This is a genomic window from Marinobacterium sp. xm-g-59, from assembly GCF_013283315.1.
In the GTDB taxonomy this organism is placed as follows: domain Bacteria; phylum Pseudomonadota; class Gammaproteobacteria; order Pseudomonadales; family Balneatricaceae; genus Marinobacterium_E.
The window spans coordinates 57,820-80,390 of the sequence record NZ_WBYR01000011.1 but is presented as its reverse complement, the minus strand read 5'-3'; the positions used below and the strand labels follow the sequence as shown (position 1 = coordinate 80,390).

General features: G+C 49.3%; 20 protein-coding genes. 6 read left to right on the top strand and 14 right to left on the bottom strand.

Features of this window, described 5'->3' with window-relative positions; all coding sequences use genetic code 11:
* Nucleotides 1-506 precede the first annotated feature (506 nt).
* The 4 genes from dtd to typA form a co-directional block, all read right to left on the bottom strand.
* A complete protein-coding gene (dtd, locus tag XMG59_RS10740) occupies nt 507-944 on the bottom strand; it encodes a D-aminoacyl-tRNA deacylase (RefSeq protein ID WP_173484509.1) in 438 nt (145 codons plus the stop codon).
* Nucleotides 944-1,894 (bottom strand): prolyl aminopeptidase, encoded by a 951-nt coding sequence (gene pip, locus XMG59_RS10735; protein ID WP_173484510.1) that lies wholly within the window; start codon nt 1,892-1,894, stop codon nt 944-946. Before pip ends, dtd begins: the two co-directional genes overlap by 1 nt.
* Entirely contained in the window at nt 1,891-3,495 is a 1,605-nt protein-coding gene (locus tag XMG59_RS10730; protein ID WP_173482208.1) for an MFS transporter, read from the bottom strand. Before XMG59_RS10730 ends, pip begins: the two co-directional genes overlap by 4 nt.
* Nucleotides 3,496-3,627: 132 nt before the next feature.
* Complete coding sequence (gene typA, locus XMG59_RS10725) at nt 3,628-5,436, bottom strand: translational GTPase TypA (RefSeq protein ID WP_173482209.1); 1,809 nt, start codon at nt 5,434-5,436, stop codon at nt 3,628-3,630.
* A 389-nt stretch (nt 5,437-5,825) separates the two neighbouring features.
* Between typA and glnA the strand changes: the two genes are divergently transcribed.
* From glnA to trmL, 4 genes are all read left to right on the top strand, one after another.
* Complete coding sequence (glnA, locus tag XMG59_RS10720) at nt 5,826-7,232, top strand: glutamate--ammonia ligase (RefSeq protein ID WP_173482210.1); 1,407 nt, start codon at nt 5,826-5,828, stop codon at nt 7,230-7,232.
* A 273-nt stretch (nt 7,233-7,505) separates the two neighbouring features.
* A complete protein-coding gene (gene glnL / locus XMG59_RS10715; RefSeq protein WP_173482211.1) occupies nt 7,506-8,561 on the top strand; it encodes a nitrogen regulation protein NR(II) in 1,056 nt (351 codons plus the stop codon).
* A 1-nt stretch (nt 8,562) separates the two neighbouring features.
* Nucleotides 8,563-9,972: a nitrogen regulation protein NR(I) gene (glnG, locus tag XMG59_RS10710; RefSeq protein WP_173498695.1), complete on the top strand. Its 1,410-nt coding sequence runs from the start codon at nt 8,563-8,565 to the stop codon at nt 9,970-9,972.
* A 45-nt stretch (nt 9,973-10,017) separates the two neighbouring features.
* Nucleotides 10,018-10,473, top strand: a complete 456-nt coding sequence (gene trmL / locus XMG59_RS10705; RefSeq protein ID WP_173482245.1) for a tRNA (uridine(34)/cytosine(34)/5-carboxymethylaminomethyluridine(34)-2'-O)-methyltransferase TrmL — start codon at nt 10,018-10,020, stop codon at nt 10,471-10,473.
* Nucleotides 10,474-10,499: 26 nt separating this feature from the next.
* Here trmL and holA read toward each other — a convergent pair whose 3' ends face one another.
* Genes holA through leuS form a run of 3 tightly spaced genes read right to left on the bottom strand, consistent with a single transcriptional unit; the run spans nt 10,500 to nt 14,633 of the window.
* Nucleotides 10,500-11,546, bottom strand: a complete 1,047-nt coding sequence (gene holA, locus XMG59_RS10700) for a DNA polymerase III subunit delta (RefSeq protein WP_173484512.1) — start codon at nt 11,544-11,546, stop codon at nt 10,500-10,502.
* 3 nt (nt 11,547-11,549) lie between these two features.
* Complete coding sequence (lptE, locus tag XMG59_RS10695) at nt 11,550-12,038, bottom strand: LPS assembly lipoprotein LptE (protein ID WP_173484513.1); 489 nt, start codon at nt 12,036-12,038, stop codon at nt 11,550-11,552.
* A 9-nt stretch (nt 12,039-12,047) separates the two neighbouring features.
* Nucleotides 12,048-14,633 carry a leucine--tRNA ligase gene (leuS, locus tag XMG59_RS10690; RefSeq protein WP_173482215.1) on the bottom strand — a complete coding sequence of 862 codons (2,586 nt, stop codon included), beginning with the start codon at nt 14,631-14,633 and terminating at the stop codon, nt 12,048-12,050.
* A gap of 185 nt (nt 14,634-14,818) precedes the next feature.
* On the opposite strand from leuS, the gene XMG59_RS10685 reads away from it, so the two are divergent.
* Nucleotides 14,819-15,337, top strand: coding sequence for a metalloendopeptidase (locus tag XMG59_RS10685; protein WP_173484514.1), 519 nt, complete (start codon nt 14,819-14,821; stop codon nt 15,335-15,337).
* Here the strand turns inward: XMG59_RS10685 and lnt are convergent.
* Genes lnt through miaB form a run of 5 tightly spaced genes read right to left on the bottom strand, consistent with a single transcriptional unit; the run spans nt 15,302 to nt 20,412 of the window.
* On the bottom strand, nt 15,302-16,780 hold the full coding sequence (gene lnt / locus XMG59_RS10680) for an apolipoprotein N-acyltransferase (protein WP_173498694.1): 1,479 nt from the start codon (nt 16,778-16,780) through the stop codon (nt 15,302-15,304). The genes XMG59_RS10685 and lnt overlap by 36 nt on opposite strands.
* A gap of 2 nt (nt 16,781-16,782) precedes the next feature.
* Nucleotides 16,783-17,625: an HlyC/CorC family transporter gene (locus tag XMG59_RS10675; protein ID WP_173482218.1), complete on the bottom strand. Its 843-nt coding sequence runs from the start codon at nt 17,623-17,625 to the stop codon at nt 16,783-16,785.
* Nucleotides 17,626-17,639: 14 nt separating this feature from the next.
* Nucleotides 17,640-18,086, bottom strand: coding sequence for an rRNA maturation RNase YbeY (gene ybeY / locus XMG59_RS10670; RefSeq protein ID WP_371743742.1), 447 nt, complete (start codon nt 18,084-18,086; stop codon nt 17,640-17,642).
* Nucleotides 18,083-19,069 carry a PhoH family protein gene (locus XMG59_RS10665; RefSeq protein WP_173498693.1) on the bottom strand — a complete coding sequence of 329 codons (987 nt, stop codon included), beginning with the start codon at nt 19,067-19,069 and terminating at the stop codon, nt 18,083-18,085. Before XMG59_RS10665 ends, ybeY begins: the two co-directional genes overlap by 4 nt.
* Nucleotides 19,069-20,412: a tRNA (N6-isopentenyl adenosine(37)-C2)-methylthiotransferase MiaB gene (gene miaB, locus XMG59_RS10660; protein WP_173482220.1), complete on the bottom strand. Its 1,344-nt coding sequence runs from the start codon at nt 20,410-20,412 to the stop codon at nt 19,069-19,071. Before miaB ends, XMG59_RS10665 begins: the two co-directional genes overlap by 1 nt.
* Nucleotides 20,413-20,567: 155 nt before the next feature.
* Here miaB and XMG59_RS10655 point away from each other — a divergent pair, with 155 nt between their 5' ends.
* Entirely contained in the window at nt 20,568-20,888 is a 321-nt protein-coding gene (locus XMG59_RS10655) for a DUF1820 family protein (RefSeq protein WP_173482221.1), read from the top strand.
* A gap of 17 nt (nt 20,889-20,905) precedes the next feature.
* On the opposite strand, the gene XMG59_RS10650 is transcribed toward XMG59_RS10655, so the two are convergent.
* Nucleotides 20,906-21,427: a hypothetical protein gene (locus XMG59_RS10650; protein WP_173498692.1), complete on the bottom strand. Its 522-nt coding sequence runs from the start codon at nt 21,425-21,427 to the stop codon at nt 20,906-20,908.
* 40 nt (nt 21,428-21,467) lie between these two features.
* Nucleotides 21,468-22,475, bottom strand: coding sequence for an EF-P beta-lysylation protein EpmB (gene epmB / locus XMG59_RS10645; RefSeq protein ID WP_254443787.1), 1,008 nt, complete (start codon nt 22,473-22,475; stop codon nt 21,468-21,470).
* Nucleotides 22,476-22,571 lie beyond the last annotated feature (96 nt).

Genomic DNA, 22,571 nt, shown 5'->3' with positions numbered 1-22,571 from the left:
GTTGAGGCGCTGCAAGCGTCGCGAAGCGATGACGAGCAACGCTCGGCACCTATTGTAGGTCATTGAGAGCTTCGTAAAGGATCTCTGCCAAATCCATCGCGGCCTTTGCAAGACCGCTCCAACGGTTTTAAAAAAGATCTCTGCCGACGTCAATAGCGGATGACAGGCTGAAGGCCAGTCACCGGCACTCCGTTAGATAAATCCGGCACCAGTCCATAATCATTGATACACCGCTTCGCGGTGATCGCAGTCTGCCGCTACGCGGCAGTTCGCTCCTACAGTCGGACTTCGTAAAAGATCTCTGCCAACGTCAACGGCGGATGACAGGCTGAAGGCCAGTCACCGGCACTCCGTCAGATAAACCCGGCACCAGTCCATAATCACTGATACACCGCTTCGCGGTGATCGCGGTTTGCCGCTTTGCGGCAGTTCGCTCCTACAGTCGGACTTCGTAATACATCTCTGCTAAATTCATCGCGGCCTTCGCAAGACCGCTCCAACGGCTCCTAACTCTCCAACCAAAACGTAACCGGCCCATCATTGGTCAGTGACACTTTCATATCAGCACCAAACTTCCCGGTCGCAACTTTAAGCCCCGTTTTGTTAGCGGCTTCTACGAAGTAGTTGTAGAGCTCTTCACCCAGTGCTGGTGAGGCCCCTTTTGAAAATCCCGGTCGTTTGCCCTTGGAGGTTTCGGCTACCAGAGTAAATTGAGAGACCACCAGTAACTCGCCTTCGATATCTTTAAGGCTAAGGTTCATCTTGTCCGATTCATCGCTAAAGATGCGGTAGTTGATCACCTTGTCGAGTAGTTTATCGGCTTTTGATCGGTCATCCTCTTTCTCTACACCGAGTAAAAGAAGTATCCCATGATCTATTTCACCGACGCAGTTGCCGTCTACTACAACGCTAGCACTGCTGACTCGTTGAATAAGTCCTTTCATTAGCTGGTTAACTCCAGATACTGATCGGTGGCATGGATTAAACGGTCTGTAATGCCCGGCTCAAAGGCTGAGTGTCCGGCATCACGAACGATATCAAAGTTTGCTTGAGGCAGTTCTTTAGCCAATAGGTGTGCCTGCTCAATAGGGCAAACCATGTCATATCGGCCATGAACAATCCAGGTCGGTATCTTTTTGATGCGATCACAGTGATTGAGCAGTTGGTTTTCAGACATAAAAGAGTTGTTGGCAAAATAGTGTGCTTCGATACGCGCCATGGCTAATGCGACATGAGGATCACCAAAGTGGTCAACCAAACTAGGGTTAGGATCTAATGTGGAGCAGCGTCCCTCCCAAATAGACCAAGCCTTTGCTGCTGCCATACGCTCTAGTTCATTATCACTGGTCAGAACTTTATAGTAGCTGCTGACCATGTCGTTTCTCTGATCGGCCGGTATCGGTGCTATAAATGATTCCCAATGGTCAGGGAATACATAGCTTGCTCCCTCTTGGTAAAACCACTGAATATCTCTAGGTCGACAGAGGAATATACCTCTTAGAAACAGTGCATTGACTCGCTCTGGGTGAGATTGTGCGTAGGCAAGGCTTAACGTAGAACCCCAACTACCGCCAAATAGTGCCCACTTATCTAGGCCGAGATGGGTACGAATCTTTTCAATATCAGCGATTAAGTGTTCCGTTGTGTTGTTTTCTAAACTGCCATGCGGCGTCGAGCGCCCACAGCCGCGTTGATCAAATAGAATGATTTTGTAATGTTCTGGGTTAAAAAAGCGTCGATGCTCGGGCGAACAACCACCGCCTGGCCCGCCGTGGACGAACAGAATAGGCTCGCCATTGGGGTTGCCTGAAAGCTCTAAAAAGAGGCTGTGCCCTTTGCCTACATCCAGTTGCTCGCTGTGGTAGGCACTTATTTCTGGGTAGAGTGTTCTCATTCTACTGGTAACCCCGCATCTTCTAGGCGTTTCTTACGCAGCTCAATTAATCGATCGATCTCAAATATCTCCTGTGGGCTCGCATCCGTTTTAAGCCCTCCCACAATGGCGTAATTGATACGGGTTTTATGCAGATCAAAGAAGTCGGTCAATGACTTAGCTACCTTTAGTCGATTCTCTGGATAGATTGTGACTAAGTGTTCGGTTAACTCACCCGCTCGTTTGGGCAGCTTTAATACCATCTGTAATGCTACCTCTTCTGCTTTTAGGTGAGCAGATTCCAGTGCAGTTTTTATTAGGTGCTGAGGATCTTTCGGGTTCTGTTTGAGTGCCTCAATCAACAGTTTAAGCGCCGGCTCTGCAATCTCTGCAGCCACGTACTCCTCAAGAGGAGGCACGGATGCAGGGTTGGTTGTGAACTGGTAGGGCTGAGCGGGTTCTAGACGTTCGGTTCGCAAGAAGAGCTTACGCACTAATAAGAAGAGCATCAGCAGTAGATGCAGTGAAATGACGTAGAAGTAGAGCCAAACAGAGCTAAACCACTCCATCATAGCGCCCGCCACGATAGGGCCGACGACACCACCGACGCCTAATAGAATTTGCATCATACTGGTTGCAGGCATCGCCTCTTTACTGTCGATGTGGTCGAACACCTGTGTCACAGCTAGCGGGAAAATAGCGGCCCCAGCGCCCCCTGACAGTAGGAAGAAGAAGGTGACGAACCAGGTGGGTAGAGCGCTGTAAAAATCGATAATGATGACGGCATTTGCACCGACACCAATCATCATTAATACAGCGCCCACCGTACGTTTATCGAAACGATCCGCAAACCAGCCAGTTGGGTATTGTGTCATGAGGCCCCCAAGCAAATAGGAGCCTAAAATGATTGATAGTAGTGTGCCGCTAAAGCCTCGATCGTAAGCGTATAGAGCGATCAGTGATACGCTTGCGGAGCCAATAGAACCGGCCACCAGGCAAGATAGAGTACCTGATGGAGAGACCTTCCATAGTTGCCCAAATGACATTGGGCGGCTTCGGCCAGGTAGCTCGGGTGCTGGCATGCGTGACATCGACATAATAATCAGAGCGATCGCTAATACGGCGCTGATAATACCGAACAGTCTAAAATCACTCTCTTCGAAAATGTTCATCACAAAAGGTGCTGAACCGAATCCGACAGCAAAGAATATCTGGTAGACACTGAACAGTTTACCGCGGTTGCTGCTATCACTGGTGACATTAAGCCAGCTCTCCAGAGTAATAAAACTGGTGATGAAGCAGAAGCCTGCAACGACCCTTAACAGGGAAGTGATGATGAACGATTCAAGAAGTGTGTGCAGTATTGAGACGATCGACAGTGTTGCAGCCATTGTTGCAAAGGCGCGGATATGACCGACGCGGTTGACGACTTTGGCGCCAAACATCCCTGCCAGGATAGAGCCGGCGGCAAACATACCCATAGCAATACCGACTTGTGAAGACTCAATGCCCGCCGACTGCATTCTTAAAGGGAGGATGATAAAGAATAGGTTGTGGCTAAGCGCCATACCAATAATTGAAAAAAGAATAGGGCTGACCCGGTAAAAAATGCTGTTGGTCATTAGGTGGTTCCTAGTTTGTCACTTCAAGATTTCTTGGACTTTAGTTTACTCCGTTTATTTCGTTTGAATATAAAAAAACGGTGCTCAATTTGCATTGGCACCGTTTTATGTTTTGCATTTATTGCAAATTAATTAACGCTTAGCGCGTTTACGCTCATGCTCTTTCAAGAACTTCTTACGAATACGGATGTTCTCAGGTGTTACTTCAACCAACTCATCATCTTCAATGAAGTCTAGAGCCTGCTCTAGAGTAAAGCGGATAGGTGGCGTTAGCACGATGTTCTCATCAGTACCTGAGGCTCGGACGTTGGTTAGCTGCTTACCTTTGGTTGGGTTAACCGTTAGGTCATTCGAGCGGCTATGGATACCAATGACCATGCCTTCGTACACTTCAATGTTTGGACCGATCATGAGGCGACCGCGCTCCTGAAGAGAGAAGAGTGCGTAGCCCAGTACTTTACCGTTAACCATCGAAACCAGTACGCCGTTGTTACGAGTCACCGTCTCACCCTCTTTCACCACACCGTAGTGGTCAAAGATTGAGTTCATGATACCAGTACCAGACGTCATGGTTAGGAATTGGCTACGGAAGCCGATCAAACCGCGAGAAGGGATCATAAAGGTCAGGCGACAGCGGCCTTTGCCGTCAACTTCCATATTCGTCATGTCACCGCGACGCATGCCTAGCTCTTCGATGATCGAGCCCTGGTGCTGCTCTTCAACGTCGATCATAACGATCTCGTAAGGTTCGTGGATTTCGCCATCTACCTCTTTCTGAATTACTTCAGGACGGCTGATGCCAAGTTCGAAGCCTTCACGGCGCATGGTCTCAATCAGTACCGATAGGTGAAGTTCACCACGACCTGATACACGGAATTTCTCAGGGCTATCACCCGGCTCTACACGCAGTGCTACGTTGTGAATCAATTCGCGCTCTAGACGCTCTTTGATGTTACGGCTGGTAACGAATTTGCCCTCTTTACCGGCAAACGGAGAGTCGTTGACCTGGAATGTCATAGAGACGGTTGGCTCATCGACAGAGAGTGCTGGTAGTGCTTCAACAACATCTGGGTGACACAGCGTATCTGAGATGTTGAGTTCGTCTAGACCGGTAATACAGACAATGTCACCTGCTTGTGCACTGTCGACATCGACACGATCAAGACCGTGGTAGCCCATGATCTTAAGGATACGACCTGAACGCATTTTTGCGTGTGAATCGATGACTTTAACAGGCGTGTTGGTAGAGATCTTACCGCGTGAGATACGACCCACACCGATAACACCGACAAAGCTGTTGTAGTCCAACGCAGAGACCTGCATCTGGAATGGACCTTCTGTATCGACGTGAGGCGCATCAACGTGCTTGATGATCGCTTCAAATAGAGGCGTCATATCGTCAGCCATAGCTTCGTGATCATCACCCGCAATACCGTTGATCGCTGAGGCGTAGACAATCGGGAAGTCCAACTGCTCATCGGTAGCGCCTAGGTTGTCGAACAGTTCGAAAACCTGATCCATAACCCAATCTGGACGTGCACCAGGACGGTCGATTTTGTTGATAACAACGATTGGCTTAAGGCCGCGTGCAAAGGCTTTCTGAGTAACGAAGCGTGTTTGTGGCATTGGACCATCAACTGCATCAACAAGCAGAAGGACCGAGTCAACCATCGACATAACACGCTCTACCTCACCACCGAAATCGGCGTGCCCAGGAGTATCGACGATGTTGATGCGGTAGTCGTTCCAAGTGATGGCGGTGTTTTTGGCAAGGATGGTGATGCCACGCTCTTTCTCTTGGTCGTTTGAGTCCATGACGCGCTCAGCGCCTTCATCACGACGGCCAAGGGTACCTGACTGCTCTAGAAGTTTATCAACTAGGGTGGTTTTGCCATGGTCGACGTGTGCGATGATGGCGATATTGCGAAGATTTTCGATCACGAGGTGAGTCTCATTAATTAAAGATGCGCGGATTATACGCGTCGAGCGTGATCAAGGCGAATTAATAGCCAATAAATTTGGACCATATGAACAATTGTTAGAAGCGAATCTAGTGCAAAATTTTTTGGCTGGAGTATCATATTGGCACACATCGACAGACTAGTAATAGTTTAAAGCACCATTGTGGTGCGTATGTTTTAGGTGTGCATCAAATTGGTGCGTTTATTGTCATTGGTGATTCGTTGCTGATGCGGTAAATCACCGTAAATAAAGACTTTTTTCGAGTTGGCATACTGTTTGCTAGCTCGTTAGGAAGACTGAGCTTGCATGGTGCAGGCTTAAACCCAAGGCTACTAGTCTGGCAATATCTGATAATGGAGAGAGCCATAATGTCTGAACAGACACTAAATCTGATCAAAGAAACTGACGCGAAGTGGATCGACCTTCGCTTTACAGACTCTAAAGGTAAAGAGCAGCACGTAACTATCCCAGTTCACGAAATGGGTGACGACTTCTTCGAAGACGGCAAAATGTTTGATGGCTCATCTATCCAAGGTTGGAAGGGTATTAACGACTCTGACATGATCCTTCGTCCAGATGACTCTTCATCTATCGTTGATCCATTCTCTGAAGATGCAACAGTCATCATCCGTTGTGACATCGTTGAGCCTGCTACAGGTCTTGGTTACGAGCGTGATCCACGTTCTGTTGCTAAGCGTGCAGAAGAGTACCTGAAATCAACAGGTATCGCTGACAGCGCTATGTTCGGTCCAGAGCCAGAGTTCTTCGTATTTGACGAAGTTCACTTCCACTCTGACATGTCTGGTTGTGGCTACACTGTATCTTCTGAAGAAGCTGCATGGTCTTCTAACAGCAAATTCGAAGGCGGTAACACAGGTCACCGTCCACGCGTTAAAGGCGGTTACTTCCCAGTACCACCAGTAGACTCTCTACACGATCTTCGTGCTGCAATGTGTGACGCGATGACAGCGATGGGTCTGCACGTAGAAGTACACCACCACGAAGTAGCAACTGCTGGTCAGTGTGAAATCGGTGTGGCAGGTAACACCCTTGTTAAGAAAGCTGACGAAGTTCAGATTCTTAAGTACGCAGTTCACAACGTTGCTCACGCTTACGGTAAAACAGCTACGTTCATGCCTAAGCCAATCGTTGGTGACAACGGCTCTGGTATGCACGTTCACCAGTCTCTATCTAAAGGCGGTGTTAACATCTTCGCTGGCGACGCATACGCGGGCCTATCTGAAGAAGCTCTTTACTACATCGGCGGTATCATCAAGCACGCTAAAGCGCTTAACGCTCTATGTAACCCAGGTACTAACTCGTACAAGCGTCTTGTTCCAGGCTTCGAAGCACCAGTTATGCTAGCTTACTCAGCTCGTAACCGTTCAGCTTCTATCCGTATCCCATACGTAACTAGCCCTAAAGGCCGTCGTATCGAGACACGCTTCCCTGATCCAATCGCTAACCCATACCTAGCGTTCTCTGCGCTAATGATGGCGGGTCTTGACGGTATCCAGAACAAGATCCACCCTGGCGATGCAGCAGACAAAGACCTTTACGATCTACCAGCTGAAGAAGCTGCTCAGATCCCACAGGTTTGTTCTTCACTAGAAGAAGCTCTGGACGCTCTAGAAGCTGATCACGAGTTCCTAACTCGCGGCGGCGTATTCACTGAAGACATGCTAAACGCTTACATCGAACTTAAGCGTGAAGAGTGTGCTCAAGTGAGCCAGACAACTCACCCAATCGAATACGATCTTTACTACTCAGTTTAAGATCTTATCGATTCAAAAAACCCGGCACCTGCCGGGTTTTTTATGTTCAGGACGAACGGTATCCTGCAGGCGCATGGATGCGCACAAAACACCTCGCACCAAAATGGTGCATAATATCTTCATATATGCCATTCTATTGTGCATGCTAAAACTCAAAAGCCCGTGGTTACTGGGTTTCGCTGAGTTGGCAACCTTTTTGCTTATTAAGTAGAGCTATTAAGGCTTAACGCTAGAGTAGAGCTGTTAAGTCATCAAAACCCTTGGGAATACCTAATGTTCGGATCGCAACAGTACAAATTGATTCTTGAAAACCTCAATACGGCTGTATTGGTACTGGGGCAGAAGTTCGAGTTGAAGTATATGAATCCGGCCGCTGAGGTTCTGTTAGAGGGTAGCTTTAAACGCTTAAAAAATTCACACATCGAGTATCTCTTTATTGGTTCCGAAGAGGAGCTCAAGCTATTAGAGAGTGTCTCTGCGACGGGACAGCATGTCAGTAAACGCGAAGCCGCTCTGATTACCTTTGGTGGTAACGAGTTGATGACGGATTACACCATCTCAAGGTTACCGAATGGGTTTCTACTGATGGAGTTGCACCCACGTGATCGCCTGGTTCGAATTGAGCGTGAAGAGGAGATGTTGAATCGACATGCCACCGCCAAAGTGCTTGTGCGTGGCTTGGCACATGAGATCAAGAACCCGTTGGGCGGGATTCGCGGCTCTGCACAGTTGCTAGAGCGCGAGCTGGATGATGAGGGGCTTAAAGAGTTCACCGGAATTATCATCGATGAAGCGGATCGGTTAAGAAATCTGGTGGATCGTCTGATGGGGCCTTACAAGAAGCCCAACATACACCCGGTGAACATTCACGAGGTGCTCGAGCGTGTGCGTGCTCTGATTGAAGTTGAAAGCGAGCAAGAGATTCAGTTGGTTCGTGACTACGACCCAAGTCTGCCGGAGTTTAACGGCGACAGTGAACAGTTGATCCAAGCGGTTTTAAACATCTGCAGAAATGCGATGCAGGCCCTGAAAGAGTCTGAAACAGCCGCTCCGCAAATCCGTATGAAAACACGAGCGCTCAGACGAATTACGCTGGGCGCAGAGCAGCATCGACTGGTCTGCTGCGTAGAGATTATCGATAACGGTCCGGGCATACCAAAGGATCTTTTAGATTCCGTGTTCTATCCGATGGTGACCGGTCGTGCGGAAGGGTCTGGGTTGGGACTATCGATTGCCCAATCTGTTATTGGTCAGCACCAGGGTTTAATCGAGGTCGCCTCGAAACCCAGTACAACAAATTTTAAAATTTTAATTCCTTTGGAGAGTTGAGATGGCTAAGCCAGCAACCGTTTGGATAGTAGATGATGATCGCTCAATACGTTGGGTTTTAGAGAAAGCGATCTCTGGCAGTGGCTTGGCGACAGAAGTGTTTGAGTCGGGCGATGCGTTGCTGCGTAAAATTAAGCGTGAACAGCCTGATGTGATTATCAGCGATATTCGTATGCCGGGCATTGATGGTCTTGAGATGCTAGAGCAGCTTCAAGCTGATTATGCAGACATTCCGACTATCATCATGACCGCTCACTCAGATTTAGATTCCGCGGTTGCCTCTTATCAAGGTGGTGCCTTTGAGTACTTGCCTAAGCCATTTGATATTGATGAGGCGGTAGCGCTGGTTCAGCGAGCGGTGCAGCACGTTGAAGAGCAGCGTCAACAAACCGAAGTGATTGTTGAAGATGATACACCTGAGATCATTGGTGAGGAGCCGGCTATGCAGGAGGTGTTCCGTGCCATTGGTCGTCTGTCTCATTCCCCGATTACTGTATTGATCAATGGTGAGTCTGGTACAGGTAAAGAGCTGGTGGCCCATGCTCTGCATCGCCACAGTCCGCGTGCGGGTAATGAGTTTATTCCATTGAACATGGCGGCTATTCCACATGACTTGATTGAGTCTGAACTGTTCGGGCATGAAAAGGGTGCCTTTACCGGAGCTCAAGCTTCGCGCCGTGGCCGTTTTGAACAGGCCGATGGTGGCACACTGTTCCTTGATGAGATCGGCGATATGCCTGCGGATACTCAAACTCGACTCTTGCGTGTTCTTGCTGACGGTGAGTTCTACCGTGTCGGTGGTCATACACCGGTTAAAGTTGATGTTCGAATCATTGCAGCTACCCACCAAAATCTCGAAAACCTCGTTAAAGAGGGCAAGTTTCGTGAGGATCTGTTCCACCGTCTAAACGTGATTCGAGTTCACATCCCCTCGTTAAATGAGCGTCGTGAAGATATTCCTCGTCTCGCTCGCCACTTTTTGTCACGTTCGGCGAAAGAGCTGGGCGTTGAGACTAAGATTCTTAAGCCGGAAACAGAGCGTTTTCTGCGCGATCTGACTTGGCCAGGTAATGTGCGACAGCTGGAAAACACCTGTCGCTGGATTACCGTGATGGCGTCTGGTCGAGAGGTTCTTGTCTCTGATTTACCACCAGAGCTTCTAGAGTCCTCAAATGAACGCCCTGTTGTTCATGGTAATTGGGAACAAGCACTGCGTGGCTGGGCTGATCAGCGTCTCTTTGAAGGGGAGAGGGGCATCCTCAAAGAGGCTGAACGTCAGTTTGAGCAGGTGTTGATAGAGACTGCGCTTAAACATACGGGTGGCCGTAAACGTGATGCGTCTGAACTTTTAGGCTGGGGGCGAAATACCCTAACCCGCAAGCTAAAAGAGCTGGGTATTGAGGCGGATTAGAGTCGCTTAATGCTACAATCGGCATCTAACAGTTTAGGTGCCGATATGCTTCACGTTGCTCTTTACGAACCCGAGATACCACCCAATACCGGAAATATTATTCGCCTGTGTGCTAACACGGGTTTCTCCCTTCATTTGATTAAACCCCTCGGCTTTGAGCTGGATGATAAGCGCCTGCGCAGAGCGGGATTGGATTATGCCGAGTTTGCCTCTATGAAAGTTCATGAGTCATTAGAAGCCTGTATTCAATCAGTCTCCCCAAGAAAAGTATGGTCGATGACGACCAAAACGGATCGCGCCTATACCGATGCTGATTTTGCATCGGGTGATATGATTCTATTGGGCCCGGAGACACGGGGTCTGCCTCAGAGTGTCATCGATTCGACCGATGCAATTACCTTGCCGATGTGCCCTGATTCACGCAGTTTGAATCTGTCTAATGCCTGTGCCATTGTTGTTTATGAGGCGTGGCGGCAGCTCTCTTTTGCGGGAGCCAAGTAGCTAAGGTCTGAGGTGGTTAGGCTTGCTTAAGGGGCTGAGTGTTGGGTATGGAGTGAAGCCATCTCGACACCCGCTAGGCGTAAGCAGATCTGTCCAATTATTAACCAGGGGTCGGTCGGTAGTTGTCCTTTAACGGCCTGATCAGCTTGTCCACAAAGTCGCAGTAACTGCTCAATCTCCGAGACTTTAATCTGACGACTGGCATTGCGAATAGCGGTTTTACGTTTGCTAAACAGTCTCAGTCTGTTCGCAATCGTATCGTAATTCTTCCCTTCTGATATCTCTGTAATCACGCTGCTTAGCGTGCGCAACTCACGTGAAATGGCCCAGAGTATGAAGGTCGGTTCGACACCCTCTTGTCTTAGCGCCTGCAGAATGTGTTGTACTCTTGCAGGTTGTCTTTGTATCGCCGCATCTGCAAGTGCAAAGGCATCAAATCGTGACATGTCGCCAACCGCCTCGGCAACCTGGTTGGCATCAAGGGTTTGGTTGGGGTAGAGCAGAGAGAGCTTCTCTAACTCTTGTTGTGCCGCGAGTAGGTTGCCCTCTACACGATCGGCTAAGACGCCGATCGCCTCTTGATCCATAGAGATTGGAAAAGATTGAAGGCGTGTCGCTAGCCAGCGCGGGAGTTGGTCAACTTCAATGGGCCAGATTTCAACCACTAGCCCGAGCTTTTCGACCAGCTTGAACCAGGCGCTCTTTTTCGCACCGGCATCGAGTCGATCAGCCAAAATGAATATCACCGTATCGGGCGCAGGGTTCTCTAGATAGCGTTGTAGCAGATCTGATTCGGCTTTTTTGATCTTTTGTGAACCGAGTCGTAACTCAATAATTTTGCGCTCTGCAAATAGAGAGAGGCTATTGGCGGCCTCCATCAGGCTGTCCCAGTTAAAGCTGGAATCGATGTGATAGAGCTCTCGTTCAGTGAATTCTAGACCGCGAAGATGGGCTCGAATGGCGTCACAGCTTTCGTCGTGTTGAAGTGTTTCGTCCCCGGTTACAAGGTAGACCGGTAGCGAGGTATTTAGCTTGTTGAGCTGCTGAGGTAGCTGATCAACTCTAACTTTCATAGGTTAGCGCGGAACGAAACTTAGGTATTGGCGAATAATCTGTTCAGCCAGTGCACGATTGATCTCTGTGCGGTAGCGCTCTTCCAGAGTCTCTTGTGCCAAGGTGTCTGAAGTTTCGGTAACACTGCGTTGAACATTGACTCGGCGCTCAATGGCGGGCGCTGTGCTATCACCTTGATAGATGGCAAATTGAGCTTCACCGCTTAATTCGTACTCTTGTGCATCGGCATTGGCATCAAGAATCACCGCGCGGCGATTGTAGCGTGCCGATTCAACGATCAGTTTAAGCTTAGCTCGGGATGTGAGGGTCACGCCGTTGCGTTGCAGTTGAGCTGTCAGCTCTCTGCCTAACGAAGTGGGCTGTGTGGTGTTTTCAACCAGAGTTAATTTCTGTAACGCTGGTGGTACCTCATAAAGCCCTTTTAGGTGGAAGCCACAAGCTGTTAGAAACAGCATGGCAAAACCTGCAACGAACGTACGTGACAACTTCATCTTTTACTCCTAGCTGACGACGATGTTGACCAGTTTGCCTGGTACAACAATCTCTTTGCGCAGCGTTAGGCCTTCCATGTATTTCTGAACATTAGCTTCAGCCAGGGCCAGTTGCAAAATTGTGTCCTTATCGGCATCGGCGGCAACATTGATACGAGCACGAAGTTTGCCATTAACCTGCACAATCATCTCGATGTTATCACGTACCAAAGCGGATTCATCAACACTTGGCCAGCTATCATTTTGGCTTGCACCCGTCAGTTCAGTCAGCAGCTGATCGGCTGCGTGTGGAATGATCGGGGACAACAGCTGGACAGCAGCGCTAAGCGCTTCTTGTTTACAAGCACGTCCTTGCTCGGAGTCATCGTTGAATCGACCGATACTGTTTGAAAGCTCCATGACAGCGGCAATGGCTGTATTGAATGTCTGGCGGCGCTCAATATCATCCGTCACTTTTTGGATGGTTTCATGAGTCTTACGGCGCAGCTCTTTCTGCCCATCATTCAGCTTGGACGTGTCTAAAGTTGATGCTGGGCCGGCTGCGATATGGTCGTGTGCCTGTTTCCAGAGACGTTTGATGAAACGGTGTGCACCTTCCACACCTGAGTCAGACCACTCTAGTGACTGTTCTGGTGGTGCCGCAAACATCATGAATAGACGAACCGTATCGGCGCCGTATCGATCGATCATAACCTGAGGGTCGATGCCGTTGTTTTTCGACTTAGACATCTTGGACATGCCGTCGTGAATCAGCGTTTTACCCGTCTCTTTATGAGTGGCTTTGGTCACACGACCTTTCTCGTCTGTCTCAGTCTCTACATCAACCGGTGAGATCCAAACCTTACCGCCCTGTTCATCTTCGTAGTAGTAGCCATCGGCTAGAACCATGCCCTGACAGAGTAGGCGAGTGAAAGGTTCATCAGAGTTTACTAGACCCTCGTCACGCAGTAGTTTGTGATAGAAGCGTGAGTAGAGTAGGTGCAAAATAGCGTGCTCGATACCACCGATGTACTGATCAACAGGGAGCCAGTAGTTGGCTGCTTGAGGATCCAGCATCGCACTGTCTGAGTAACGGCTTGCATAGCGAGCAAAGTACCAACTTGACTCCATGAAGGTGTCGAAGGTATCCGTTTCGCGTTCTGCATCTGCGCCACACTTTGGACAGCTTGTTTTGATGAAGCTCTCCATCTTTTTAATCGGTGAACCGACGCCGTCGAAGGTTACCTCTTCTGGCAGAAGCACAGGCAGCTGATCTTCAGGTACGGGTACTGATCCACAGCTATTACAGTTAACAACCGGGATCGGTGCGCCCCAGTAGCGTTGGCGTGAAACACCCCAATCGCGAAGGCGGAAGTTGATGGTTGTATGACCGCGACCTTTGTTGTTCAGTTCAGTTGCAATGGCTTTAAACGCCATTTCGAACTCTAGATCGTCAAAGTCACCCGAGTTGCACAGAACGCCTTTCTCTGTGAACGCTTCTTGCGTCAAGTCGACAGTCTGATCGTCAGACAGAGGCTTGATGACCTGTTTGATGTTCAGTCCGTATTTGGTTGCAAACTCCCAGTCACGTTGGTCGTGTCCAGGAACCGCCATGACAGCGCCTGAGCCGTAATCCATCAGAACAAAGTTTGCTGTCCAAACAGGCACCATTTCACCAGTGAGAGGGTGAGTGGCTTCGATGCCCAATGGCATGCCGCGTTTTTCCATCATCGCCATGTCAGCTTCGGCGACTTTTTGGTGACGACACTCATCAATAAAGCTAGCAAGTTCTGGGTTATTTTCGGCTGCTTCAAGTGCTAGAGGGTGTTGTGGTGCAACGGCAACATAGGTAACACCCATCAGCGTATCAGGGCGGGTTGTGAAGACCTCTAGATCACCTTTGTTAGGCACCGCAAATTTCAGCTCAACCCCTTTAGAGCGGCCGATCCAGTTGCGCTGCATGGTGCGGACCTGCTCTGGCCAATGATCCAGCTTCTCTAGATCTTCCAGTAGTTGGTCTGCGTAGTCAGTAATTTTCAGGAACCATTGAGGGATTTTCTTACGCTCAACAATCGCGCCAGAGCGCCAACCGCGACCATCGATCACTTGCTCGTTAGCCAGAACGGTTTGGTCAACTGGGTCCCAGTTCACCTCGGCCTCTTTCTTGTAGACCAGACCTTTCTCAAGAAGACGAGTAAAGAACCACTGCTCCCAACGGTAGTACTCCGGGTGACAGGTCGCTAGCTCGCGATCCCAGTCGTAACCAAAGCCCATCTGTTTAAGCTGATTACGCATGTAATCGATATTGCTGTAGGTCCAGTTAGCAGGCGGCACATTGTTTTTAAGTGCAGCGTTTTCAGCTGGTAGGCCAAAGGCGTCCCAACCCATAGGCTGAAGAACGTTTTTGCCCTGCATGCGCTGGTATCGAGAGACGACATCACCGATGGTGTAGTTACGTACGTGGCCCATGTGCAGACGACCACTTGGGTAAGGGAACATCGAGAGGCAGTAAAACTTCTCTTTGCTGGAATCCTCTTCAACGTTGAATGCGCCGGATTCTTCCCACTGCTGCTGGACTTTTGGTTCAATATCCTGGGGTTGGTACTGTTCGTTCATCGGTCTCTATATTCTGCAAACATAAAAACGGCATCATTGTTCTTGGAGCAAATTACTTTGCTAAGAAATGACACCGCTCAATGGTTATTTCATTAATACTGTTCAATACTGCATAGGATACATCAGATGCGGTCGCGCCGACAGGTTTGGCTGCTGAATAATCCGCTCTTAAAAGGAGTTTACTTATGAGTGATACAAACCAAGATAAGCTCGATTCTGGCCGTTATGATCAATTGGTCGATCAAGTGATGGATTCTCTCGATGGTGCCAGTGAAGTGACGCTTGAGAAGCTTACTTCAGCGGTCAATGAAACGGTTGAGTTGGAGCAGACAGCGCTTGATATGTCTGCAGATGAAGCGGCCCTGCTAAAAGCCTACCTAATGCGTGATCTGAAGCAGTTCTCAATCGGTGTTCAAAAGGTCGGCGGAGCGCTGGCTGATTGGTTAGAGCTGGATCTTGCCGTATTGGAGAAGGGGATTGTTGATCGCTTGATGAGAGTGGCCGATAAAACTCGTATTGAGCAGGAGTTGCTCCGTGAACAGTTGAGTCACGGTGAAGCACACTACGCCGCCGGTGAAATCGCACTACCTGGGCAGTTTGTCTGTACACAGTGTGGAGCTAAGCAGATGCTGAGCGAGAGTCAAAAATTACAGCCTTGTCGTGACTGTTCAGCGGTTCTGTTTGAACGAGCGATGTCTAAATAGCGCGGCTAATAACAGTGCTGCAGCAAGGATAAGCGCTGGCCACAACCCCAGCTGTTGATAGGGGGTTTGGCCCATGCTTGGGGCGATCTCATGGGTTAGGATCGCCGTCTCGAATCTGGGTGCGGTCGCTAAGACTTGACCCTTGGCATCAATGAAGCCTGAAATACCGTTGTTGGTGGCTCTTATCACGGGCCTACCATTTTCGATAGCACGCATTCTGGCGATCTCAAAGTGCTGATCTGGGCCATGAGATCCGCCGAACCAGGTGTCATTAGAGAGCGTCAGAATCATGTCACTCTGATTGGCATTCTCTCTGACCAACTCTGGGTAGGCGATCTCATAACAGATTGCGCCCGCCAGCGACCCCTGAGGTGTCTCTACCTGAAAAGTTGGTTGTTCTGGCAAGCTAAAGCTAGACATGGGGAGATCAAAAAAGGCGATCAGCCCTCGCAACTGATTTTCAAAGGGAATGTACTCCCCAAAAGGGACCAGTCTCTGTTTGTCGTACAGGCTGATTTTACCCGTCAACGTGCCCACCGAGTTGTGGTACAGGTTTCGCTGTTGGCTCTCACTCCACTCTTTTCTTGGGAAACCTGAAATTAACGTGGTGCCTTGTTGGTTGAGGATCTCCACTAGCGGACTGATCTGGTTGATGGCGCGGCCTATTAATTTGGGTACGGCGGTCTCAGGCCAAATGAGTAGATCGGTAGCGGGCGCTTGGACGCTTAAATTAATAATGTTCTGTATGTGTCGATCAACTTGCTCAATTTGCCACTTAGACTCTTGGGCTAAATTGGGCTGTATTAATGTGATCGAGACGGTCTTTTCTGAACTCTCTGTCCAGTGTGACGGAATAAGGTAAGAGGCACCTAATATCGCAAGGATCAGTAGGAGAGGGGTCGGTTTATTACGGTGGATGACATGGGAAGCCGAGACAGCAATGATCAGAACCATCGCCGACACTAGCCACACGCCGCCGATCGGGGCTAATGAGATAAGTGGTGTATCGATGAACGCATAGCCGATGAGCAGCCAAGGGAAGCCGGTAAATAGCCAGCTTCTCACCCATTCAAACAAGATCCAAAGAGCGACAAATCCTGGTGCTGAGCCGTCAGTAAACAGGCGTTTGTAGAGCCAAATTTGTGCGGCAAAGAGTATCGCTAACGCGCCAGTGAACATGAGAGTCATCAGTGCGGCGGCTAAAACACCCATGCCACCGTGTAAGTGAATACTCACATAGACCCAAGAGACACCGGCGGTGAAGTATCCCAAACCATAGAGCCAACCCATCAGGAACGCTGAATCGGATTTAAGGGTCAGCAAGTAGAGGGTGGCAATAGAGACAATCGCTAATAGCGGGTAACTAAAAGGGGCAAAAGCGAGTGTCGCTATTGCCCCTGCAGCAACCGCCAAAGTCCTATTCACAAGAGGCTGGAGCAGCATCACTACTCCTTGTGGTGCTTAACCTGTAGCAGTCTAATTCTGCGGTTTTCAGACGCTAGCACGGTGAAGGTGAAGTCATCGAGTCGAATCGTCTCCCCTTTATCGGGTAGGTGACCAAATTGACGTGTCACCAGTCCACCCACGGTATCGAACTCATCATCAGGTAGGCCGACGTCAAAGTACTCGTTAAAGTCTTCGATAGGGGTTAACGCTTTGACAATGAAGCCATCATCTTCAAAGGCTTTGATGTTGCCCTCGTCTTCATCTTCGTCGTGCTCATCTTCGATATCACCGACGATCTGTTCGAGCACGTCTTCGATGGTAATAAGACCGGCAATTCCGCCGTACTCATCAACGACGATGGCCATGTGATTGCGTGTGACACGGAATTCACGTAGCAAGACGTTCAGTCGCTTACTTTCAGGAATGAAGGTTGCTTTGCGAAGGTGCTCAGCGAGACTGAACTGTTCTAAGCGGCCGTCCAGTGCATAGGGAAGAAGATCCTTGGCAAGAAGAATGCCGACGATCTCATCTGGGTTTTCACCTGCAATGGGAAAGCGAGAGTGCGCACTGTCGATGACCAGTGGCATAAATTCGTGGGCAGATTGATCGATCTGTACCGAGACCATTTGTGATCTTGGGATCATGACGTCACGCACTTGCATATCGGTCACTTGTATAGCGCCTTCTACAATCGTTAGCGCATCTTGATCTAGTAGGCCAGTGTCGTTGGCCTCATAAAGAACTTCAAAAAGGTCTTCGCGGGTTTTGGGCTCATCCGAAAAAGCTGAAGCAAGTTTGCTAAAAAAGCTTTTGGATGAGCCGCTCGATCGGTCTTCACTCATAGTGTGTGGTTGCCTCAAATATAGGGGTCTGGGATTTGGAGTTGAGCGAGCAGTTCTCGTTCAAGTGACTCCATCTCCTCGGCTTCTTCATCCTTTATATGATCGAATCCAAGTAGATGCAATACCCCATGGATCACCATGTGAGCCCAATGGTGATGAATCTGTTTGTTTTGTTCGGTTGCTTCGCGCTCTACAACCGCGGCACAAATCGCTAGATCACCTAATATATTGCCAGGGAAGCCCGGAGGTGCTTCAAACGGAAAAGAGAGTACGTTGGTCGACTTGTCTTTACCGCGATATTCACGATTCAGTGTCTGGCTCTCGGTTTCATCAACGATACGAATGCATAGTTCAGCTTCGCCCGATAGCTGTGATGCCGCTAATTCGGCCCAGGATTGAATCTGCTCATCACTCGGGAGTGAGTTGCTATCAACAGCGCGAATAACCTCTAAATGAATCACTGTTTACGCTCGTCTGTATGTTTGGCTTCGTACGCTTCATAAGCACGTACAATGTGCTGCACGATAGGGTGACGAACCACATCTTTCGCTTCGAAGTGAGTAAATCCAATCCCTTTCACCCCATCCAGTACCTGCATCGCATGAATTAGGCCAGAGCTGGCGCCGCGTGGTAGGTCGACCTGGGTTTTATCCCCTGTAATAACGGCGGTTGAACCAAACCCTATGCGGGTAAGAAACATCTTCATCTGCTCGCGTGTCGTATTTTGTGACTCATCAAGAATGACAAACGAGCCGTTCAACGTTCTGCCGCGCATGTAAGCTAAGGGTGCGATCTCTATGACATTCTTTTCGATCAGGCGTGCTACCTTCTCAAAGCCCATCATCTCATAGAGTGCGTCGTAGAGAGGGCGTAAGTAGGGATCGACTTTCTGAGTCAGATCGCCGGGTAGAAAACCGAGTTTTTCACCCGCTTCGACGGCAGGGCGAACCAGTAGTATTCGACTGACCTCTTCGCGCTCAAGGGCCTCAACCGCACAAGCAACCGCAAGGTAGGTTTTACCGGTGCCGGCAGGTCCGATACCAAAGTTAATGTCATGGTAACGAATCGACTGAACGTACTTTTGCTGATTCTCCCCGCGAGGTCGAATCGTCATTTTTCGAGTACGAATAGTGACATCATCCGTCGCAGTCGATTTCACATCAGTTTGTGAAATGCCTGAGTGTTGTAGCGATAGATGAATGTCTGATGGGGCAAGTGGTTTGCCGTTTAGAGACTCTTTGTACAGTGCTTCAATCAGTGTGCAGACCGGGCGAACGGCCTGAATTGCACCTTCAACTTTGAACTGGAATCCACGGTTACCGATTTGGACTCCGGTGCGCTCTTCAATCAGACGTAAGTGCTCATCAAACTGGCCGACTAGATTAGCCAAGGCTGCGCCATCTTCAGGCTGTAGGTTGATGTGGAAAGATTGTGTTTCGCTCATTATTGATCCAGCTCGGAGCTAACTAACTCACCGATCAACGAGTTCGGAAGCGCTTCAGCAATGCGGACATCGGCGAAGTGACCAATCAGGTCTGGATTATCGCAACGGAAGTTCACAACACGATTGTTCTCCGTGCGACCCGAAAGTTGGCCAGGGTCTTTACGCGAGTAACCGTTGACCAGAATGCGTTGAGTGGTTCCGACCATGCGGCGGCTGATCTGCAAAGCGTTCTGAGTGATACGGCTTTGCAAAATGTGTAGGCGTTGTTTCTTCGTCTCTTCCGATACGTCGTCAGGCAGGTCTGCCGCAGGGGTGCCTGGGCGACGGCTGTAGATGAAGCTGAACGACGTATCAAAACCTATATCCTCGATTAGCTTCATGGTCGCCTCAAAGTCGGCATCCGTTTCACCTGGGAAGCCGATGATAAAGTCCGACGAGAAGCTGATATCTGGACGCTTCGCCTTGATTCGACGTAATTTCGACTTGTACTCAATCGCCGTGTGGCCGCGCTTCATCGCCATCAGTATGCGGTCAGAGCCACTCTGAACCGGTAGGTGAAGATGACTCACCAATTCCGGCACTTCGTCATAAACCTCGATCAGGCTGTCGGTAAACTCTACAGGGTGTGAAGTAGTGAAACGAATACGATCGATACCCTCAATCGCGGCAATGGTGCGAATCAGCTCAGCCAGATCAGCCGTATCACCGTCATGAGTCGCACCGAGGTAAGCGTTGACGTTTTGGCCCAGTAGATTGACTTCACGCACGCCCTGTTCAGCCAGCTCAACACACTCGGCTATCACATCATCCAGCGGGCGGCTGACCTCTTCGCCACGGGTGTAGGGCACGACACAGAAAGTACAGTACTTACTACAACCTTCCATGACTGAAACAAATGCCTCTGCCCCCTCAACTTTAGGAGCGGGGAGGTGGTCGAACTTTTCGATCTCTGGGAAGCTGACATCAACGATACCGACCTTGCCCCCCTTTGTATCTTCAATCATCTCGGGAAGACGGTGTAGGGTCTGTGGGCCAAAAATCATATCGACGAACGGCGCGCGATCACGAATCGCTTCGCCCTCTTGGCTTGCAACACAGCCGCCTACCCCGATCATTAATCCGGGTTTTTGCTCTTTCAAAAGACGCCAACGGCCTAACTGGTGGAACACCTTCTCTTGCGCCTTTTCACGAATTGAACAGGTGTTTAGAAGCAGGACGTCAGCCTCTTCTGGATTATCGGTTAGCTCCAGCTTGTGGCTATCGCCCAGAAGGTCAGCCATTCGTGCGGAGTCGTACTCATTCATCTGACATCCGTGTGTCTTGATAAAGAGCTTTTTAGTCATGTTTCACCTGTCGTTACGTTGAATCTATGCCCCATCATTTGGGGCGATGAAGTATACCTCAGCGCACTCTTTGGCGCTAACGAACTTGCAATTGTTTAGAGCGCCCCCACTAACCTGATTAGGCAACTCAAGTTTAGATTGATTGGAGATTCTCAATGGCCGATGCCAAACGCCTCTATCGCGTCACTTACATCAACAAAGATAAAGTCTACGAGCTTTACGTTGAACAGGTTTACAGTGCTGATATGTGGGGGTTTGTTGCGCTAGAGGGTTTCGTGTTTGGTAGTCACACTGAGATGCTGATTGATCCTGCCGAAGATCGTCTACAGCAGGAGTTCGCAGGTGTAAAACGCTCTTTCGTTCCGATGCAGGCCATTATTCAGATTGATGAGGTTGAGAAGCGAGGAAAAGCTCGTATTACGGATGCCGAGGGCACCGTCACCGCTTTTCCAGTCATGCCCTCACGGAGTAAATAACCTCGCGAAACTGATAATCAGTTACTAGCCAGCGACCCTTGGTCTTGCTGACAGATGGCAGGCTGCAAGGTGGGTAGTTGGAGCTCGATCTGATCTTTAGAGTAGTCCTCTACGCTTGAGTCCGAAAAGATCAGTTCAGCACTCTCAATTCTAAAGCAGCTAACCGAGCTGTCAGCCCAGACCTTATCCCACTGTTGATCGCCGGTTCTATGCTCGGGCGACAAAGGCCCTGCAATTCTCAAGTAGGCATGATCATCGCCGCTCTTCATCGCAGGAATAACCTTACCCTCTGCGTCGAAAGCGATCGTCTTAAACATCACGTAGTCTAGGTCGCGATCCGTCTGATTACTGAAATCGATGACTGCAGCAACATTTTTTGGGGTGATGACTTCCGTCTGAAGTTGGTGAATGACCAGTGTTTTTTGTAGTGGAGTGGGTGTGATGGGCGGTTGAGTTGTCAGCTTAGCTGTTGTGTCTGGCAAGCTGATACAACCTGACAATACCAGTGCTGGTAGCGTCAGTTTTAAAGCGTTTTGCATTGTTATTCTTTTTGCAATCACGTTGTTTTCTCCAAAAACCTTAACTGGATATTAACAAGGTTTTTGATGTTTTGCCTGAAATTTCTTTCGCGAGTCTAGGAACAAGATATCCTGGTAGCTCTCTCTGCATTTGCGTAAAGATCTCTTTACCCTGTTCAATCGGGATATCAAAGTGACTGGCCCCCGCGACAGGATCAAAAAGAAAGAGGTAGTAGGGGAGGATGCCTGCGCTAAACAGAGCACGTGAGAGTCTGACCTGCTCATCGGCGCTGTCATTGACCCCTTTTAACAACACCGCTTGATTGAGAATGGTTGCACCACTCTGTTTTAGCTTGGTGACGGCGTCGCTCAGACTCTGATCAATCTCATTGGCGTGGTTGATGTGAAGGACCACGACGCAATTGAGCCTTGAATTATGCAAGGTGTCATTGAGTTGATCGGTTACTCTGGATGGAATCACCACGGGTAGGCGAGTGTGGACTCTGAGTCGTTCGAGATGAGGTATGGCTTCAAGATCCGCTACCATCTTTGAAAAACGGTGATCAGAGGTGACCAGTGGATCACCGCCTGAGAAGATCACCTCTCTTAACTCTGTATGCTCTTTTAGATAGGCGAGAGCCCTTTGCCAATGCTCCCCACTAAGCTGGTTGTCAGAGTAAGGGAAGTGTCTGCGAAAACAGTAACGACAGTTTATGGCGCAAGCTCCGCTCAAGATCAACAGTGCTCGATCTTTATATTTGTGCACAACGCCTGGAGTCGGGCGTGCATCACTCTCGTTTAACGGATCTTCTGTGAAACCTGGAGTTTGAATGAACTCGTCTCTGATCGGAAGGACCTGTTTTAGCAAAGGATCGTCTGGATTGCCTAGCTCCATGCGGCTTAGGAACTCAAGAGGGACTCGCAATGGGAAGAGCTGGCTAGCCGCTTGAGCCTGTTCGAGTAGCTCGTTGGGTAGGGACAGTCTCTCCAGTAAGGCTTTAGGATCGGTGATGGCACTTTTCAGTGAGTCTTGCCAAGAGTTTGGCGTAATGTCCAACAGCTGCATCATTGAAGTGACCAAAATTTCCAAGAATGTAAACGATCTGTTGGAGCCGATTCTCCTTTGAAGTAGAATGCTCGTCAAACATTCAATCAATGATTTGGA

Excerpts from the sequence above, each read along its gene's own strand:
- leuS (WP_173482215.1), bottom strand. The coding sequence starts at position 14,633 with ATGAACGAACAGTACCAACCCCAGGATATTGAACCAAAAGTCCAGCAG.
- lnt (WP_173498694.1), bottom strand. The coding sequence starts at position 16,780 with ATGCTGCTCCAGCCTCTTGTGAATAGGACTTTGGCGGTTGCTGCAGGG.
- trmL (WP_173482245.1), top strand. The coding sequence starts at position 10,018 with ATGCTTCACGTTGCTCTTTACGAACCCGAGATACCACCCAATACCGGA.
- glnG (WP_173498695.1), top strand. The coding sequence starts at position 8,563 with ATGGCTAAGCCAGCAACCGTTTGGATAGTAGATGATGATCGCTCAATA.
- glnL (WP_173482211.1), top strand. The coding sequence starts at position 7,506 with ATGTTCGGATCGCAACAGTACAAATTGATTCTTGAAAACCTCAATACG.
- glnA (WP_173482210.1), top strand. The coding sequence starts at position 5,826 with ATGTCTGAACAGACACTAAATCTGATCAAAGAAACTGACGCGAAGTGG.
- lptE (WP_173484513.1), bottom strand. The coding sequence starts at position 12,038 with ATGAAGTTGTCACGTACGTTCGTTGCAGGTTTTGCCATGCTGTTTCTA.
- XMG59_RS10655 (WP_173482221.1), top strand. The coding sequence starts at position 20,568 with ATGGCCGATGCCAAACGCCTCTATCGCGTCACTTACATCAACAAAGAT.
- holA (WP_173484512.1), bottom strand. The coding sequence starts at position 11,546 with ATGAAAGTTAGAGTTGATCAGCTACCTCAGCAGCTCAACAAGCTAAAT.
- XMG59_RS10685 (WP_173484514.1), top strand. The coding sequence starts at position 14,819 with ATGAGTGATACAAACCAAGATAAGCTCGATTCTGGCCGTTATGATCAA.
- pip (WP_173484510.1), bottom strand. The coding sequence starts at position 1,894 with ATGAGAACACTCTACCCAGAAATAAGTGCCTACCACAGCGAGCAACTG.
- XMG59_RS10650 (WP_173498692.1), bottom strand. The coding sequence starts at position 21,427 with ATGCAAAACGCTTTAAAACTGACGCTACCAGCACTGGTATTGTCAGGT.
- miaB (WP_173482220.1), bottom strand. The coding sequence starts at position 20,412 with ATGACTAAAAAGCTCTTTATCAAGACACACGGATGTCAGATGAATGAG.
- XMG59_RS10665 (WP_173498693.1), bottom strand. The coding sequence starts at position 19,069 with ATGAGCGAAACACAATCTTTCCACATCAACCTACAGCCTGAAGATGGC.
- dtd (WP_173484509.1), bottom strand. The coding sequence starts at position 944 with ATGAAAGGACTTATTCAACGAGTCAGCAGTGCTAGCGTTGTAGTAGAC.
- XMG59_RS10675 (WP_173482218.1), bottom strand. The coding sequence starts at position 17,625 with ATGAGTGAAGACCGATCGAGCGGCTCATCCAAAAGCTTTTTTAGCAAA.
- XMG59_RS10730 (WP_173482208.1), bottom strand. The coding sequence starts at position 3,495 with ATGACCAACAGCATTTTTTACCGGGTCAGCCCTATTCTTTTTTCAATT.
- epmB (WP_254443787.1), bottom strand. The coding sequence starts at position 22,475 with ATGATGCAGCTGTTGGACATTACGCCAAACTCTTGGCAAGACTCACTG.